We start from the raw sequence: 15,624 nt of genomic DNA on the forward strand, positions 1-15,624 counted from the left end.
TGCCAACGATGGCACGACCATGCACACGACTCTGAAAATGCCGCGTTGATTCATATCAACATGCCCGCAAATGACGATGCCGAAACAGCCCGCAAAGGTCAGATTGCATTGGGTTTATTGTCGCGGGCACGTTGCCGGGCGACTGTAAAGGGGGTGTCACGTCCGTCCGTTTTCAACATCCAGGCCGATGCTGTTCTCCTGCCATGAAAGCCCTGCTCCCATTGCCGATGCCCGGTTCGCCGGTTTTCAAAAGCCAAGGCGCGGGAAACGTGTTAGCCCTTCGTCCTGCGCTGAAGGAGGACGCCCCCGGGCCCGCCGAAAGCCTTCTGCAGCCACTGTTGGCTATCCTCTTCGATACCGGACCTTTCCCTTGACCGAAGCGTTCCAAAAAGGCGCACGCCTTCATCCCAACATCATCGGCAGTCTTTGGATGGTGGCTGCCATGGCCGCCTTTGCGTTGGAAGATGCCTTTGTGAAACAGGCCGCCACGCAGTTGCCCGTTTCGGAAATCCTCGTGCTGTTCGGCATCGGCGGCACCCTTGCCTTTTTCGGTCTTGCCACAGCCACACGGGAAAAGGTCCTGAACCGGGACGTTTTCTCGAAGGTCATGCAGGTGCGTTTCGCTTTTGAGCTGGTGGGCAGGCTCTTCTATGTTCTGGCGCTTGCGCTCACACCACTCTCCTCGACCACGGCCATCCTTCAGGCCACGCCGATCTTCGTCGTCCTCGGTGCTTCGCTGTTCTTTGGAGAGACGGTCGGGTGGCGCAGGTGGACGGCGATCTTCATCGGCCTTGTGGATGTGCTGATCGTTCTGCGCCCGACCAGTGACAGCTTCTCCCTACTCTCGATCCTGGCCGTCATCGGCATGCTCGGCTTTTCCGGACGAGACCTCGCCAGCCGGGCCGCGCCTGCAACCCTCAGCACCAATATTCTGGGCTTTTACGGGTTTCTGACAATCATCATCGCAGGGCTCGTCTATGGTCTGTGGGACCGGTCAGCCTTCGTGGCTCCGGGGACCAGCGCCCTTGTTGTCCTAGGATCCGCCGTCTTTTGCGGTGTCTTTGCCTATAGCGCACTGATGAAAGCCATGCGCACCGGCGAGATTGCCACCGTCACCCCGTTCCGCTATTCGCGGCTTCTGTTTGGTGTCCTGCTTGGTACCGTCTGGTTCAACGAAAAGATAGATACGCAGATGCTGGTTGGATGTGCTGTGATTGTGGGATCCGGACTGTTCATCCTGTGGCGCGGCAACAAGGCAAAGACCCGGCGCACATGAATGCAAAGCCGGCCTTCAGGAACTTATCCGATGTCCCGCAACGCCTGCAGCACTTGCCCCGCGGCACCTTTGCCGCGGCTTGCCGGGAGGCTCCACAGGCAGATCTGTTGGTTTAGAGAAACGGCCGTTGCAAAGGGTGCCACCAGTGTCCCTGCCGCAAGCTGTTCGGCAACAAGCGCGCGATGCGCCATCAGAACCCCTGCCCCGTTGAGCGCTTCTTCCACCGCCAGGGCATAAAGCGAAAAGACCGGGCCGCGCGGTGCGAAACCCGCACGTGGCATCGCGCTCTCTGCCCAAAGGCGCCAATCGTCTGCCCAGGCTGTATCCGTCAGGCAAACCGCTTCTTTCAAGTCATTTGGCTTTCTGAGCTGTTTGGCAAGCGCCGGGGTGCAGACCGGCAGCAACTCATCGCCCGAAAACGCGATCCCGTTGTCCGGAACACTGTCGCAATAAAACAGGCAGAGATCGAAGGGCACTCGCTTCAGGTTCGGCGGTGTTTCCAGAGCCGTCACCGAGATATCGATCCCAGGCAGTTTCATGCGCAGTTGCGGCAACCTGGGGCCCAGCCAGAGCTGAGCAAGCGCCGGCAGGGCAGCGATGTGAATCTTGCCGGGAGAAGCGTCGCGCCTCAGATCCCGCACGGCTGTTCCCATTAGGTCGAAAGCGGCGACGAACCCCGGCAATGCCCGCTCGCCTGTGGCTGTCAGACGGACACCCTTCGCGTGACGTACAAAAAGGGCTGCACCGATTTCCTGCTCCAGCGACTTGATCTGCGCGGCCACCGCTCCCGGCGTGACGTGCAGTTCAGCAGCGGCCTGCGCGAACCCGCCAAGGCGCGCTGATGCTTCGAACGCCCTGAGTGCGTTCAGTGAAGGAAGTCTGGGAACGGGTGGAGCTACGGACATTCTCAAGACCTAATTTTTCTAGCCCTTGAATTCCTAAAATCTGATTTGCGCGAAAACAAGCGGAGATGGACACTTTGTCCAAATAGACCCGGAGTTCCGACATGAGCGCACAAGACAATTGCCCCTGGCTTCCCCCTGTAGCTGCCACCCGTATCGACGAGATCACACAGGCAACCGCGTCTCTCGGATCCGAAGCGCTTGCTGCACGCATCGAAGCGCTTGCCGAGACCAACAGGACCATTCACGAGAAGGACTGTTTCAACCTCAATCCGGCGACCAATGTCATGAACCCGCGTGCCGAAGCCTTGCTGTCGAGTGGCATGGGGTCCCGGCCCTCACTCGGCTATCCGGGTGACAAATATGAAATGGGCCTCGAAGCCATCGAAGAGATTGAAGTGATTGCAGCGAACCTTGCCTGCGAGATCTTCCAGTCGGCCCATGCGGAGATCCGGGTTGCCTCAGGCGCGCTGGCAAATCTTTATGCCTTCATGGCAACGACCAAACCGGGCGATGCCATCATCGCGCCGCCGGCCTCTGTTGGCGGCCATGTCACCCATCACGCGCCGGGGTGCGCCGGTCTCTATGGACTGGACATCCACGAGGCGCCGGTAGATGCCGATGGCTACACGATCGATCTGGAGGGCTTGCGCGCCCTGGCGCTGAAAGTTCGGCCCAAGCTGATCACCATCGGAATGAGCCTCAACCTGTTCCCCCACCCGGTGAGAGACATTCGCGCCATTGCCGATGAGGTCGGGTCGTTCGTCCTGTTCGATGCCGCGCACCAGTGCGGCATGATTGCCGGCGGAGTGTTTTCAGACCCGCTGTCGGAAGGCGCGCACCTGATGACCATGAGCACCTACAAAAGCCTGGGCGGTCCGGCCGGTGGACTGATCGTCAGCAATGACCAGGATCTTGCCCGCAAGCTCGACAAGATTGCCTTTCCGGGGCTGACAGCCAATTTCGATGTCGCAAAGTCGGCTGCACTCGCCATCACCCTGCTGGACTGGCGCGACTACGGTAAGGCCTATGCTGCCGAGATGGCAGCGACCGCACGCACCCTTGCCGATGCGCTTGCAGCGGAGGGTATGCCGGTCTTCTCGACGGCGAAGGGAATAACGGCGTCGCACCAGTTTGCGCTGGAAGCGGCTGCGTTCGGTGGCGGCCAGGCGGCGTCGAAAAAGCTTCGCCAGGCAGGCTTTCTTGCATGCGGCATCGGTCTGCCTATTGCCCCCGTTGATGGTGACATGAACGGCCTCAGATTCGGAACACCGGAACTGGTCCGTTGGGGCATGACGAGCACCGACATGCAGGACCTGGCAAAGCTGATAACAGAAGCCCTGCGTTCGAACGATCCGCAGGCAATGGCTGAACGCGTCGCCACATGGCGGCAGAGTTTCGATACACTCCACTTCATCCGCCCTTGAGAAGCGTCACTCAACGTGCTGAACGGCGGTTCAGGGTTCCGCACCCCGGATCGCCGATCAGCTTCATTTGCTTCGCCGCCCCAGCACCAGACCTGTAACGAACGGCAGCAGCAGCACCATTCCGGTGAAGCGTGCGATCTGGTGGGCGGCGACAAAGGCCGGGTCGAGATCCAGCATGAAGGCCAGCAGTGTCATCACTTCCAGGCCGCCGGGAGCATAGGCAAGCAGGGCCTGACCGAACGGGATATCGACCATTTCGGCAACCATCCAGGCCCCGGCAAGCGAGGTCAGGAACGCCGCTGCGAAGGCGGCAATGGAGGCGCCAAGGACACTGATAAACTGGCGGAGCGTCATGTTGCCAAAGCGGCAACCGATATGGGCGCCCATCATGACGAAACACGGCAGCACAATGTAATTCGGCAGGACGAGCACCAGCAGCCCGGACGCATTGAGACCTGCGCTCATGAAAAACGCGCCTGTCAGCCCGCCACCCGGTACCCTGGTCTTGATCGCAAGCCAGCTTGCGGCAAGGCAGAGGGGTATGCCGATAAGAAAATCCCAAAGACCAGAGACATAGACCGCGCTGCTACCGATGCCCGTCGGTTCCGCAGAGGAGACGACGGCGAACGGCAGAACCGCTACCAGAACGAACAGACGAAGCGACTGGCTGGAGGCAATGCGGGGAAGATCCGCCCCCCTTTCCGTCGCAAGGGCCATGACATACGAAAGAGCCCCCGGTATCGACCCGAAATAGGCGGTTTCCTTCGACCATTTCGCGCCGTAGTGCAGCACCGCATACCCGGCAAACGTCACGGCCACCATGACTGCGAGGAGCATGGCCATGGACACCGGCCATTCCGCCACCCGCTCGACGACATCCGGATGGACCCCTGCTCCCATTGAAATGCCAATCATGATGAACAGCGCGTCCCGCAGCAGGACCGGCATAAGCGTCGGCACCTGTGCCAGCGTCGCAATGGCAACGAACACCATCGCGCCGGACAACCATGCCGCAGGCAGCCCGAGCAGGTTGAACAATGCCCCTCCGGCAGTCGCAATGAGAAGCGTGACCGCCAGTCTTCCGGCGGCAGATTGAATCGATATGTCAGGCATCGGGACCCGTTGAGCTTGGAAAGGCTCCTTGAGCTATAAATGGATTGATCGGCCAGCGCATGGTTGATTGCATGGATCAACATGTACGAGGCGTCGTTTATCAGGCGGTTGTCCCCGGCAATTCCGCAGCGCGGGGCTCTGTGAAAGGTTTACCCTCAATTCCTTCCAGTTCACAGGCCTTGCAGACCGCCGCACGCATTTCCAGCGTTTCTAGAAGAGCACGCAGATGCGGCGATGCCTCAAGAGACCACTTGCCCTCGTTGCGATAGAGCTGCGCCCATCTGGCGCAAGCGGCAAGATAATGGTCCAGGACGGAAAGGTCGGTCCCCAGAAGAAAGGGGCCGCCCCGTGCGGAGAGTTCAGTCTCAAGGTGTTTGAAGCTACCTGTGATCCGGCGGATCAGACCGGCATGAAGGCTCAAGGCCACCTGCGCTTCGGGAACATATCTTTCCGGCTTGAAGGAAATGCGTAGGTCCGAGTGCAACGTGTTTGACAGGAAAAACAGCCACTTCAGGAAACGTCCGCGGTGTGGTGAGCCAGGAGCCGGCGCGAGATGTCCATGTGTATCCGCCAGATGCAGGACAATCGCCGCCGTTTCGAACATTGGGGCGTCCTGTCCCGGCACTTCCAGAACCGGGATGAGCCCCTGCGGATTGAGACGTCGATAAGCTTCGGAGTTCTGTTGCGAGATCAACCGGTCGACAGGCGAATAGTCATACCTGAGGCCAAGCTCTTCCAGGACCATCCTGACGATGAAATTGGCACTGTCCGGAGAGCCGTGCAGGCGGTACCGCTCGAGAAAATCGGCAAGCCGGGCTTCTTCGGCAACGGGCTGCAAGTCGGTCACGCAGAGCATTCCTTCGGTTTGAGTGTCATTCCCGCCGGAGACTTGAGCGATATCAAGGCGCGATCGCGCGCAGCAGGGATAGATCGGCACATGATGAAAGATCCGCTCTCATACGCCATGCGCAATGTACCGCGCTACACCAGTTATCCGACAGCACCGCATTTTCATGACGGCGTAACGGCCGGCGTCTATGCGGACTGGCTCAAGGCGCTTTCGCCGCAGGATTCGCTGTCGCTTTACCTGCATGTGCCCTATTGCCGTGAGCTCTGTCATTATTGCGGCTGTCACACCAAGGCGACGCGACAGGATGCGCCGCTCAAGGCCTATGCCGCAATGCTTGGGCAGGAAATCAACCTGGTTGCCGAGCACATGCCGCATGCAGGTCCTGTCCGCCATATCCATTGGGGTGGCGGCACGCCCAGCCTGTTGCCACGCGAGAGCCTGATCGATCTTACCGGGCTGATGCGTGTCAGTTTCGACCTCTCACCGGATCTGGAGCACGCCATCGAGCTCGACCCGCGGCTTGTCACGGAGCAGCTTGCCGAAACGCTTGCCATCATCGGTGTGAACCGGGCCAGCCTCGGCGTGCAGGATTTCGATCCAGGCGTTCAGAATGCCATCGGCCGGGTGCAGCCCTACAGGGTCGTGAAGCAGGCGGCGGAGTTTCTGGCCGAGGCCGGGGTGACCGCGCTCAATTTCGATCTGATGTACGGACTGCCCGGGCAGTCGCCGGAAACGATTCTCGACACGGTGGAAAAAACGCTTTCGTTGTCTCCCGGCCGCATTGCCCTGTTCGGCTACGCCCATGTGCCCTGGATGCGCAAACACCAGCGGCTGATCGACGAAAGCACCTTGCCGAACGCTGCCGAGAGGCTGGCCCTTGCAGACCTTGCCCGCGCCGAACTGCTGAAGGCAGGATATATCGCCATCGGGCTCGACCATTTCGCCCGTCCGGACGACAGCATGGCCATCGCCCTTTCCGACGGATCCCTGAAGCGCAATTTCCAGGGGTACACGACGGATCAGGGGGAACAGCTGATCGGCTTTGGCGTCTCGTCCATCGGACGGCTGTCTGCAGGCTACATTCAGAACATTTCCGACGTTGGCAACTGGCGCCGGGCAATCATGGTCGGCGAGTTGCCCGTTTCGAAAGGGCTGGCGCTATCCGCCGACGACCGCCTGCGGGGACGGATCATCGAAGAACTGATGACCAACTACACCTGCGACCTGACACCCGCCTGCCGGGCTTACGGCCTGCCGACAAGCCACCTGGCAGATGCTTTCGATGCACTGCAGGACCTGGCAGCCGATGGCCTCGTCCGACTGGATCTTCAAGGTGACACGGCAAAGGTTGAAGTGACAGAGGCCGGGCGGCCTTATGTCCGTCTTGCCGCAGCGGCATTCGACGCCTATCTGGCGGCAAGTCAGGCAAGCGGGAAAGCCCGCCATTCTGCCGCTGTTTGACGACCAAAGCCTCGAGGCTGCAGCTTGGGGCTTGCCGGTTCCGGTTGCCAGCCTCCCGGCAGCGAACCGGGCATCGATGATCGGCCACAAAAAAGGCTGCGAAAATCGCAGCCTTTGAATTGGAACATTAATCAGGGATCAGTGCATGCCGGTCATCTGGCAGAGGCTGCAGACCTTGTTGAGGTGGATCTGGTCCGCGCGGTCAACGCGGATAACGCCCCGGCGCTTCAGATCGGATACCACGCGGCTGACCGTTTCGATGGTCAGGCCCAGATAATCGGCAATTTCCTGCCGGGTCATGTGCAGCCGCAGATCGAAGCCGTCGTCACCATCATCGTCGGCCGGACCGACGCAACCGACGCCGCCCCGATCAGGAACGAGATGCATCAGGAAGCTCGCGACCCGCTCGACGGCAGACTTGCGGCCAAGCAGAACGGCATGCTCGTGAAGCACGTGCATCTGGTTGGTCAGGCATCTGGTGAGCGTGCGCTGAAGCGCGTCGGAGCGCTCGACCTGCTTCAGGTCGATTTCCTGAATTTCGGCATTCGTGAGCGTTTCGGCGGTGCAATCGTATTCGTCGCTACCGGCCAGACCAAAAATATCACCGGGACGAAGAACTTCGACAACCTGGCGGCGCCCGTCCGGCAGCAGCTTGTAGAGCATCACCGAGCCCTTCACCAGCTCGTACAGGCGCTTTGCGGAATCGCCTTCGTAGTAGATCACCGCATGGGTGTCATACTGCACGGCCTTGCCGCCAAACTCTGAAAATGACGTCTTGCTGGGTGTGCAGATCGGAGCGCCCGTCATTCTTGGTGCCGCTCCCTGGCCGGGGGTACCCGCGTCGAAATAAGCCATATGTCCCTCCTTCGTGCTTCAAGCACGGCCTTCAATTGCTACGACAGCGGATGGTCTTTTTCCTCGGCACATTCCTGTCGGCGCCCTGGCAAGATCGACCGCTGATTGCAGGTGTCCCGTCCGACACCTCGCAGCTTGCAGGGTGCACTCTAAAACGCGAACTGCAAAGAATGGAATTCGGTCGACTGCGTAAGAGAAACTACATATGAGTTGTAACGCCGCAGCCGACGAAGGTCTAAGTTACTGGAGTTACAGCCTGAAAAATGCGCGTGTGCGGCGTTAAAGAGCGCCATGAGTCTTGGCGCTCCAGACCTGAAATCCTGGCAATTTCAAAAGTTGTTGCAGACAAAAAGCGTCTTCAGACCATCGCCTTCGGAGCCATGGCCGCAGTGATCATGTCTATCGAGAGCGGCTTTCTCAAAACCGTCAGGTCCGGCAGCTCCCGCAGTTGCCGCAGCAGATTCACTCTCGACTTGCCGGAGATGGCAACGATGCTCGGGGGCGTCGGCAAATCCATGAGTTCGCGAACAACCTCGGTACCGCATCTGTCCGGGAGGCCGATATCGACAATCACCCAGTCGTCCGCAGTGAGAGCCGCGCCGGCGAGAAAACTTTCAGCATCTTTGTAAGTGATCGGATGATGATCGAGATCTTCGAGCGCAATCGCCAGCGCATCGGCGACTGCTTCATCATCTTCAACGATGTGAACAACCACGAAAGTAGATCCTCAAAGCCTGCGAACGTGCAGTCAGTCTCCACTCATACGCCAAAATTTCGTTGCGGGCTGTACGCAAAAATACGTTCCAGCCAGCATATGATGCTGAAATGCCGCTCAGCACAGCGGGCTTTTCTTATCCGGCTGACGGATGCCCCAGAACGATTCGCACGAGATCCGCCGCGTTGCGCGCGCCAAGCTTTTCCATGATCCGGGCCCGGTGCACTTCCACTGTTCTCGGGCTAATGCCAAGTGTGCGCCCGGCTTCCTTGTTGGAAGCCCCGTCCGTAATTTCCTTGAGAACCTCAAGTTCTCGGCGGGTCAGCAAGTCCGCCCCCTGGAACGACGCCGGAACGACCTCGCCCTGCCGCTGCCTGGTGATGGCGATGCTTTCCCTCACCCGCTCCAGAACGGTCTCGGCGGAAAACGGCTTCTCGACAAAGTCGAAGGCACCATTGCGAATGGCTTCGACGGCCATGGGAATATCGCCCTGACCGGAGATGATGAAGATCGGGGCGGGATAGTTTTCCGCGTTCAGCGCCTTGAGGATCTCGATGCCCGACCGGCCCGGCATGTGAACATCCAGCATGACACAGGCCGGCACGGCTTTGCTCGCGGACTGAATGAAAGTGTCGCCGTCGGAGAAGGTTTCGACGACATAGCCTTCCATGTTGAAAAGCACCGACAGCGCGTCGCGCACCGCCGGATCATCATCAACGATGTATATGGCCTCCGCGTCAGCTTTCATGTCCATCACTTCCTCAGCTCATTTTCTGCCGGATCGAGAGATTCGGCTTTTTCTGCAAAATCATCTTCTGGCGGGTCTATTGGCAATGACAGAAGGAAGGAAGCCCCCCGTCCGTTTGCCGCCGGTTCCAGACGCAAATCCCCGCCATGATTTTGCGCTATCGAACGGGAGATTGCCAAACCCAGGCCCACGCCCTTGTGTTTGGCCCCGGTGAAAGCCCGGAACAGATTGTCGACCAGTTCCTCCGGAACGCCCGGGCCATTGTCCGTAACGCGGAATTCCAGACGATCGCCATTGCGGCAAACAGCCAGCACCACCTTGCGGTCGGCCTGATCGCAGACCGCTTCGCGCGCGTTGCGCAGGAGATTGATCAGGATCTGCCGGATCTGCACCGGATCGGCCATCAGCGGAGGCAATCCTTTTGCGATCTCCGCCTTCATGATCGACTTGCCCTGACCACTGCCGAGTTCAGCCATTTCCAGACAGCTTGCAACAAAGTCCCGGACTTCGATTGCCTCGCGGTTGGGCGTCTTCTTTTCCACCAGTTGACGCATGCGCTGGATGATTTCTCCAGCCCGCTCCGCTTCGCGTACCGCCTTGTCGATAACCTCGAGGATGAAGGGATCCAGGGATTTGTCGGCCCGGGTCTTGCGCGATACGGACTGCAGGTACAGGAGAACCGCCGTCAGAGGCTGGTTGAGCTCATGCGCGATTGCCGCTCCCATCTCGTCCAGAGCGCTGATCCGGGTCATGTGAAGAAGCTGCGCCTGGGTTTTGGCCAGCCGGTCTTCCATCTGCTTGCGAGAGCGCAGATCGCGCAGAATGCCGATGAACTGACGCCCGGCCGGCGTCCAAGCCTCGCCAACGGACAGCTCGATCGGAAACACCGTGCCATCCTTGTGGCGGGCCTGCACCTCGCGGCCGATGCCGATGATTTTCTTGTGACCGGTGGTGAGATAGTTGTTCACATAGTGGTCATGCGCGCGGGCGTATTCCTCCGGCATGATCCGATTGACGTTCCGTCCCAGAAGGTCCGCCGCTTCATAGCCGAACAGCCGTTCGCATGCCTTGTTGAAGGCAAGCACCTGCGCTCGATCGTTGATCACGACAATGCCGTCGGCCGCTGTATCGAAAACACTGGCAAGGCGCGCTTCCGTTACGGCTGCATTGTCATCATCGTGATCTGAAACCCCGTCGCGCACTAGCCCTGCACCCAGATGGAACCCATGTATTACGTAGGTTTAAGGGTTTTCCCGTAGGCCAGCAACCCGTTTGCCCCCTAAATCTCTGGTATCCAAGTGCTAATTCGACGCACCGCTTCCGTAAGGTGATCTTCACGCCGGGCATAGCATAAACGCAGGTAGCACTCGCCGCCCTTTCCGAAGGCGGTTCCAGGCGCCAGCCCCACGCCTGTCTGGCGGACGAGGTCGAGTGCGAACTGGCGCGTATCCGTGACGCCCTCAACCGAAAAGAACAGGTAGAACGCGCCGTCAGGCGGCAGAACCTTCACCCGGTTGAGCGCTTGCAGCCCGGTGAGAACACACGCGCGTCCCCTGCGGGCCCGCTCAACCTGCTGCTGAAGGAAGTCGCGGCCTTCTGTCAGCGCGGCCACGGCACCCCACTGCGAGAATGCCGGGACACCGGAGGTGGAATACTGAATCAGGTTTTCAAACACCTGACCCAGTTCCGGCGGAGCGGATATCCAGCCGACACGCCATCCGGTCATCGCCCAGTTCTTCGACATGGAGTTGACGAAGATGATTCGGTCGTCGTCTCCGGCAATATCGTAAAATGACGGCGCGCGAGGTCCCTCCCCGTAGTAGAACAGCGCATAGATCTCATCGGCAATGATCCAGAGGTCGCGCTTGCGCGCAAGTTCCAGAAAGTCCTTCAGCACGTCTTTACTGGCAACCCACCCTGTCGGGTTACAGGGGGAATTCAGAAAAAGAGCGGTCGTCTGCGGTGTAATGGCGGCTTCGACATCCTCTATCGCCAACCTCCAGCCATTTTCCTCTTCGCGCATCGGCACGCTGACCGAGCGCGCGCCATGAATATCGATGGCGGCCGAAATGTTCGGCCAGGCCGGCGTCGGCACGATCACCTCACGCCCGGGCCCGGCAACCCCCTGGACCGCGAGTTGAATGGACTGCATGCCCGATCCGGTGACATAGAATCGCTCTGGCGAGAACGGCTTGCCATAAAGGTCCTGGTGATAGGCGGCTAGCGCTTCGCGCAAGGGCGGGATGCCGCGCTGATAGGTGTAGAAGGTTTCGCCCCGGTCGAGAGAAGCCTTTGCCGCCTCGCAAATGAACGCGGGCGTCGGCAGATCACCTTCGCCTGCCCAGAGCGGAATCAGATCTTCCCGCCCCCGGCCGGCGTTGAACACTTCGACGATACCGCTCTCCGGGGCATTTCTGGCTTCCGGGCTCAATCGCTCGATCAGGCTGGTCACATTGCGGGTCCTTCTTTGACAGCTGGCGCAACCATATCGGGTTTGCGCTTTTCTGTTTCATGAAAGGATTTGAAGATGACTTCACTGATGATGATCAATTGAAACCCCCATGGCGGCCTCCTCGAGCGCCTTGGCGACGCTGCGAAGAGTGTCAGTCGCAAGGCGAATAGACAGATCGGCCCGGCTGTGGTCGGATCGCAAAAGGCAACCTGGCTTGTTGCCGTGAAACAGATCCGAGTCGACCCGGCAAGAGGCGTCCGGAACTATGCCGCTCGGGAGGACGGTAAGCAGATCATGCTGCATGGATGGCTCGTGATACTGGCCGCGACGGCCTACATCCTTTGCTTGTTCGCCATCGCAAGCTTCGGCGACCGTATGCCGCGCCGGTATACGTCCCGCACCGGCGGCCGCCCGTTCATCTACGCCCTGTCGCTGTCGGTCTATTGCACCTCCTGGACCTTCTACGGCTCTGTCGGCAATGCCAGCCGAACGGGCTTTGAATTCCTGACGATCTACATCGGCCCCTTGCTCGTCTTTGCGCTCGGTTATCCGCTGTTGCAACGGATCATCCAGATTTCCAAGACCGAAAGCATCACGTCGATTGCCGATTTTATCGGCGCGCGATACGGCAAGAGCCAGTCGGTGGCAGCGCTGGCCACGCTGATCGCGGTGATCGGCGTCATTCCCTACATCGCCTTGCAGCTCAAAGCCGTTTCGCTATCGATCACCACCATGATCGGGCCACTGATTTCACCAGGTGACATCTTCACACCCGTATTCGATGACGTCACCCTGCTGATTGCCCTCGGCATGGCCATTTTCAGCTGGGCGTTCGGAACCCGGCACATCGACGCGACGGAGCACCAGGAAGGGCTGATGCTTGCGATCGCTGCCGAAGCGGTGGTCAAGCTTGTCGCCTTTCTTGCGGTCGGTTTCTGGGTGACCTACTCGTTGTTCGATGGCCCGGTCGACCTGATACGCTCCATCACGGAAGCGCCTGAAGTCGCTCAGATTTTCGAAAAACCGCTCAATATGGGCAACTGGCTCGTGATGTCGTGCCTGTCGGCCTTCGCGGTTCTGATGCTGCCCCGCCAGTTCCACGTGACAGTCACGGAGAACAATTCCGACGCCGAGCTGCGCCGCGCCACCTGGATGTTTCCGCTTTATCTGGTGCTGATCAACCTGTTCGTGATGCCGATTGCTGCGGCCGGTCTGCTGCGCTTCGGACAGGACGTCAATCCGGACACTTTCGTGCTGGCGCTGCCCATTGATGCCGGACATCCCTGGCTCGCCCTCTTTGCCTTTATCGGCGGCCTGTCGGCAGCAACGGCCATGGTGATCGTTGCGACGGTTGCGCTGGCCATCATGATTTCCAACGACATTGTCGTGCCGCTGCTGCTGCGCCGGCACAGCGAGGACGACATCGTCAACATTGGCGGCCAGGACATGAGCGACAGGCTGCTCACGATCCGGCGCCTCGCCATCTTCGGCATCCTGCTACTGGCGTATGCCTATTACAAGGCGGCCGGCAATACGGCCGCGCTTGTGTCCATCGGCCTGCTGTCGTTTGCCGCAATTGCTCAGTTCGCACCTGCCTTCGTCGGCGCTCTCTTCTGGCGCCGGGCCACGTCTCTGGGGGCCATCGCCGGGCTCAGTGGCGGGTTCGTCTTCTGGGCCTATACGCTGTTGCTGCCCACCTTCGCCAAGTCCGGGCTGATTTCAGACGGATTCCTGGAAACCGGCCCCTTCGGCATTGCCGAACTGAACCCGCAGGCGCTGCTCGGGATCACGATAGATCCCTTTATCCACGGCACGCTTTGGAGCCTTTTCGTCAACATTGTCCTGTTTGTGGGCGGTTCCTTCCTGAGAAAACCGCTGCCTGCGGAAACCCTTCAGGCCAATGTCTTCGTGCCGGCGGAGTTCGCGCCCTCGCCCAGCCTGAGGTACTGGCGCACCTCCGTTACCGCCGGAGACCTGCAGGCGACCGTTGCCCGCTATCTCGGTGAAGAGCGCACCGCCCGTTCTTTCCGGCGTTTCGCCAGTGAGCGCGGCATCGAGCTTGATCCGAAAACACTTGCGGATGCCAACCTGCTGCGCTTTTCCGAGCAGCTCCTGGCAAGCGCCATCGGTGCGGCCTCTTCCCGTCTGGTGCTGACGTTGATGCTCAAGCGGCACGACCCTTCGACAAAGGGTGCGGTGAAGCTGCTGGACGATGCTTCGATTGCCATTCAGTACAACCGCGACCTTCTGCAGACTGCCCTGGATCAGGTGCGCCAGGGCATCGGCGTGTTCGACCGGGACCTGCGCCTGATCTGCTGGAACAGGCAATTCCGTGATCTGCTTGGACTGCCGGCCGAATATGGCCAGGTGGGCACGACACTGGATGCGATTCTGCGCTTCAACGCCGAGCGCGGCGAACATGGCCCGGGACCAGTGGAAGCGATCGTTGCAGACCGGATCGAGAAGCTGGTGCTGATCCAGGAAACCTTCCAGGAAAAACTGGAATCGAGCGGAGCCGTGTTCGAAGTCCGCATCAGCCCGATGCCCGACGGCGGCATTGTGACCACTTACACCGACATTACCGAGCGGGTGCTGGCGGAAGAAGCGCTCGCCCGTGCCAACGAAACCCTGGAACGCCGGGTCCGGGAACGCACGGAAGAACTGACCCACGTCAACGAGCGCCTGGTGGAAGCCACCCGCGCCGCCGAAGAAGCCAATATCGGCAAGACACGGTTCCTGGCCGCGGCCGGTCACGACATTCTGCAGCCGCTCAATGCCGCCCGTCTCTATGCCTCGGTGCTCGTGGACAAGCTGAAGGACGGCAACGACGGCTCGCTGGTCCGCAATGTGGAAATGGCGCTGGAGTCGGTTGAGGATATTCTCGGTGCCGTCCTCGATATCTCGCGGCTGGACACCGGTGCGCTCAAACCGGAACCGGCGGTGTTCCGGCTCGATGAGCTCCTGCGCGGGATCGATCTCGACTTCCAGCCTGTCGCGAAGGAAAAGGGACTGGAACTGCGGATCGTGCCGACGTCCCTTTCGGTTCGAACAGACCGGCGGCTGCTGCGGCGCCTTCTGCAAAACCTCGTATCGAACGCTCTGAAATACACGCAGCAGGGCCGCGTCCTGGTCGGCTGCCGCCGGCGTGGCAACCGGGTGATCGTGGAAATTCACGACACGGGCATGGGCATTCCGAAAAGCAAACAGAAGGCGATTTTCCAGGAATTCCACCGGCTGGACGACGGCATGCGCGTTGCCAAGGGTCTTGGGCTCGGATTGTCCATTGTCGAGCGGATCAGCCACGTCCTGAACCACCCCGTGATGTTGCGTTCGGAAGCCAACAGAGGTTCGTGTTTCTCGGTCGAACTGCCGCGTTCGGCGGACATGCCGGATCTTGTTCCCGTCCCGCAGGTGCCTGCCATCGCGGGGCAGCTCGACGGCCTGTGCGTGGTCGCCATCGACAACGAACCGGACATTCTGAGCGGGATGCGTCATCTTCTGACGAACTGGAACTGCAAGGTGGTGGCGGCCGCGGACGACGTTGAAGCGGCTAATGAGCTAAGCAAGGCCGGCCTGACACCGGACGTCATTCTGGCAGACTATCACCTGGACAACGGAACCGGTATCGAGGCGATCCTCAAGCTGCGATGGAAGTTCGGGCGCCAGATCCCTGCAATCCTGATCACCGCGGACCGGAGCCGCCCGGTGCGCACGGAAGCTGAGGAAAAAGACATCGCCTTCTTCAACAAACCCTTGAAGCCGGCGGCGCTGCGCGCCCATCTGGCACGCTGTCAGGCAGGCCAGGCCGCCGAATAAGCCGGCGGC

The 15,624-nt window shown here is 60.1% G+C and carries 12 protein-coding genes; 4 read left to right on the forward strand and 8 right to left on the reverse strand.

The features are described 5' to 3' along the window. The first annotated feature begins 370 nt into the window (after positions 1-370). The gene (locus tag V1T76_RS01245; protein WP_330558804.1) at positions 371-1,276 is read left to right on the forward strand and encodes a DMT family transporter; all 906 of its coding nucleotides are present in this window, start codon (positions 371-373) and stop codon (positions 1,274-1,276) included. A 23-nt stretch (positions 1,277-1,299) separates the two neighbouring features. On the opposite strand, the gene V1T76_RS01250 is transcribed toward V1T76_RS01245, so the two are convergent. Beyond that, the gene (locus V1T76_RS01250; protein ID WP_330558805.1) at positions 1,300-2,181 is read right to left on the reverse strand and encodes a LysR family transcriptional regulator; all 882 of its coding nucleotides are present in this window, start codon (positions 2,179-2,181) and stop codon (positions 1,300-1,302) included. Between the two features lie 101 nt (positions 2,182-2,282). Between V1T76_RS01250 and glyA the strand changes: the two genes are divergently transcribed. Continuing rightward, positions 2,283-3,605 carry a serine hydroxymethyltransferase gene (gene glyA / locus V1T76_RS01255; protein WP_330558806.1) on the forward strand — a complete coding sequence of 441 codons (1,323 nt, stop codon included), beginning with the start codon at positions 2,283-2,285 and terminating at the stop codon, positions 3,603-3,605. Positions 3,606-3,668: 63 nt separating this feature from the next. Here glyA and V1T76_RS01260 read toward each other — a convergent pair whose 3' ends face one another. Further along, complete coding sequence (locus tag V1T76_RS01260) at positions 3,669-4,718, reverse strand: AbrB family transcriptional regulator (protein ID WP_330558807.1); 1,050 nt, start codon at positions 4,716-4,718, stop codon at positions 3,669-3,671. Between the two features lie 100 nt (positions 4,719-4,818). After that, positions 4,819-5,565 (reverse strand): glutathione S-transferase family protein, encoded by a 747-nt coding sequence (locus tag V1T76_RS01265; RefSeq protein ID WP_330558808.1) that lies wholly within the window; start codon positions 5,563-5,565, stop codon positions 4,819-4,821. A gap of 90 nt (positions 5,566-5,655) precedes the next feature. Here V1T76_RS01265 and hemN point away from each other — a divergent pair, with 90 nt between their 5' ends. Continuing rightward, the gene (hemN, locus tag V1T76_RS01270; RefSeq protein ID WP_330558809.1) at positions 5,656-7,029 is read left to right on the forward strand and encodes an oxygen-independent coproporphyrinogen III oxidase; all 1,374 of its coding nucleotides are present in this window, start codon (positions 5,656-5,658) and stop codon (positions 7,027-7,029) included. 138 nt (positions 7,030-7,167) lie between these two features. Here hemN and V1T76_RS01275 read toward each other — a convergent pair whose 3' ends face one another. The 5 genes from V1T76_RS01275 to V1T76_RS01295 all read right to left on the reverse strand — a co-directional run bounded on the left by V1T76_RS01275 (position 7,168) and on the right by V1T76_RS01295 (position 11,799). Beyond that, a complete protein-coding gene (locus tag V1T76_RS01275; RefSeq protein WP_208983922.1) occupies positions 7,168-7,884 on the reverse strand; it encodes a Crp/Fnr family transcriptional regulator in 717 nt (238 codons plus the stop codon). Positions 7,885-8,242: 358 nt separating this feature from the next. After that, the gene (locus tag V1T76_RS01280; RefSeq protein ID WP_330558810.1) at positions 8,243-8,599 is read right to left on the reverse strand and encodes a response regulator; all 357 of its coding nucleotides are present in this window, start codon (positions 8,597-8,599) and stop codon (positions 8,243-8,245) included. A 136-nt stretch (positions 8,600-8,735) separates the two neighbouring features. Further along, positions 8,736-9,353 (reverse strand): response regulator transcription factor, encoded by a 618-nt coding sequence (locus tag V1T76_RS01285; protein WP_330558811.1) that lies wholly within the window; start codon positions 9,351-9,353, stop codon positions 8,736-8,738. Beyond that, positions 9,353-10,549, reverse strand: coding sequence for a two-component system sensor histidine kinase NtrB (locus V1T76_RS01290; RefSeq protein ID WP_330558812.1), 1,197 nt, complete (start codon positions 10,547-10,549; stop codon positions 9,353-9,355). Before V1T76_RS01290 ends, V1T76_RS01285 begins: the two co-directional genes overlap by 1 nt. 77 nt (positions 10,550-10,626) lie before the next feature. Further along, complete coding sequence (locus V1T76_RS01295) at positions 10,627-11,799, reverse strand: pyridoxal phosphate-dependent aminotransferase (protein WP_330558813.1); 1,173 nt, start codon at positions 11,797-11,799, stop codon at positions 10,627-10,629. Between the two features lie 294 nt (positions 11,800-12,093). Between V1T76_RS01295 and V1T76_RS01300 the strand changes: the two genes are divergently transcribed. Further along, positions 12,094-15,615 carry a PAS domain-containing hybrid sensor histidine kinase/response regulator gene (locus V1T76_RS01300; protein ID WP_330559400.1) on the forward strand — a complete coding sequence of 1,174 codons (3,522 nt, stop codon included), beginning with the start codon at positions 12,094-12,096 and terminating at the stop codon, positions 15,613-15,615. Positions 15,616-15,624: the final 9 nt, after the last annotated feature.

Source organism: Roseibium sp. FZY0029, from assembly GCF_036350355.1.
Lineage (GTDB): Bacteria > Pseudomonadota > Alphaproteobacteria > Rhizobiales > Stappiaceae > Roseibium.

Coding starts and splice junctions, on each gene's coding strand:
- hemN (WP_330558809.1), top strand. CDS start 5,656: ATGATGAAAGATCCGCTCTCATACGCCATGCGCAATGTACCGCGCTAC.
- V1T76_RS01250 (WP_330558805.1), bottom strand. CDS start 2,181: ATGTCCGTAGCTCCACCCGTTCCCAGACTTCCTTCACTGAACGCACTC.
- V1T76_RS01260 (WP_330558807.1), bottom strand. CDS start 4,718: ATGCCTGACATATCGATTCAATCTGCCGCCGGAAGACTGGCGGTCACG.
- glyA (WP_330558806.1), top strand. CDS start 2,283: ATGAGCGCACAAGACAATTGCCCCTGGCTTCCCCCTGTAGCTGCCACC.
- V1T76_RS01300 (WP_330559400.1), top strand. CDS start 12,094: ATGCTGCATGGATGGCTCGTGATACTGGCCGCGACGGCCTACATCCTT.
- V1T76_RS01285 (WP_330558811.1), bottom strand. CDS start 9,353: ATGGACATGAAAGCTGACGCGGAGGCCATATACATCGTTGATGATGAT.
- V1T76_RS01275 (WP_208983922.1), bottom strand. CDS start 7,884: ATGGCTTATTTCGACGCGGGTACCCCCGGCCAGGGAGCGGCACCAAGA.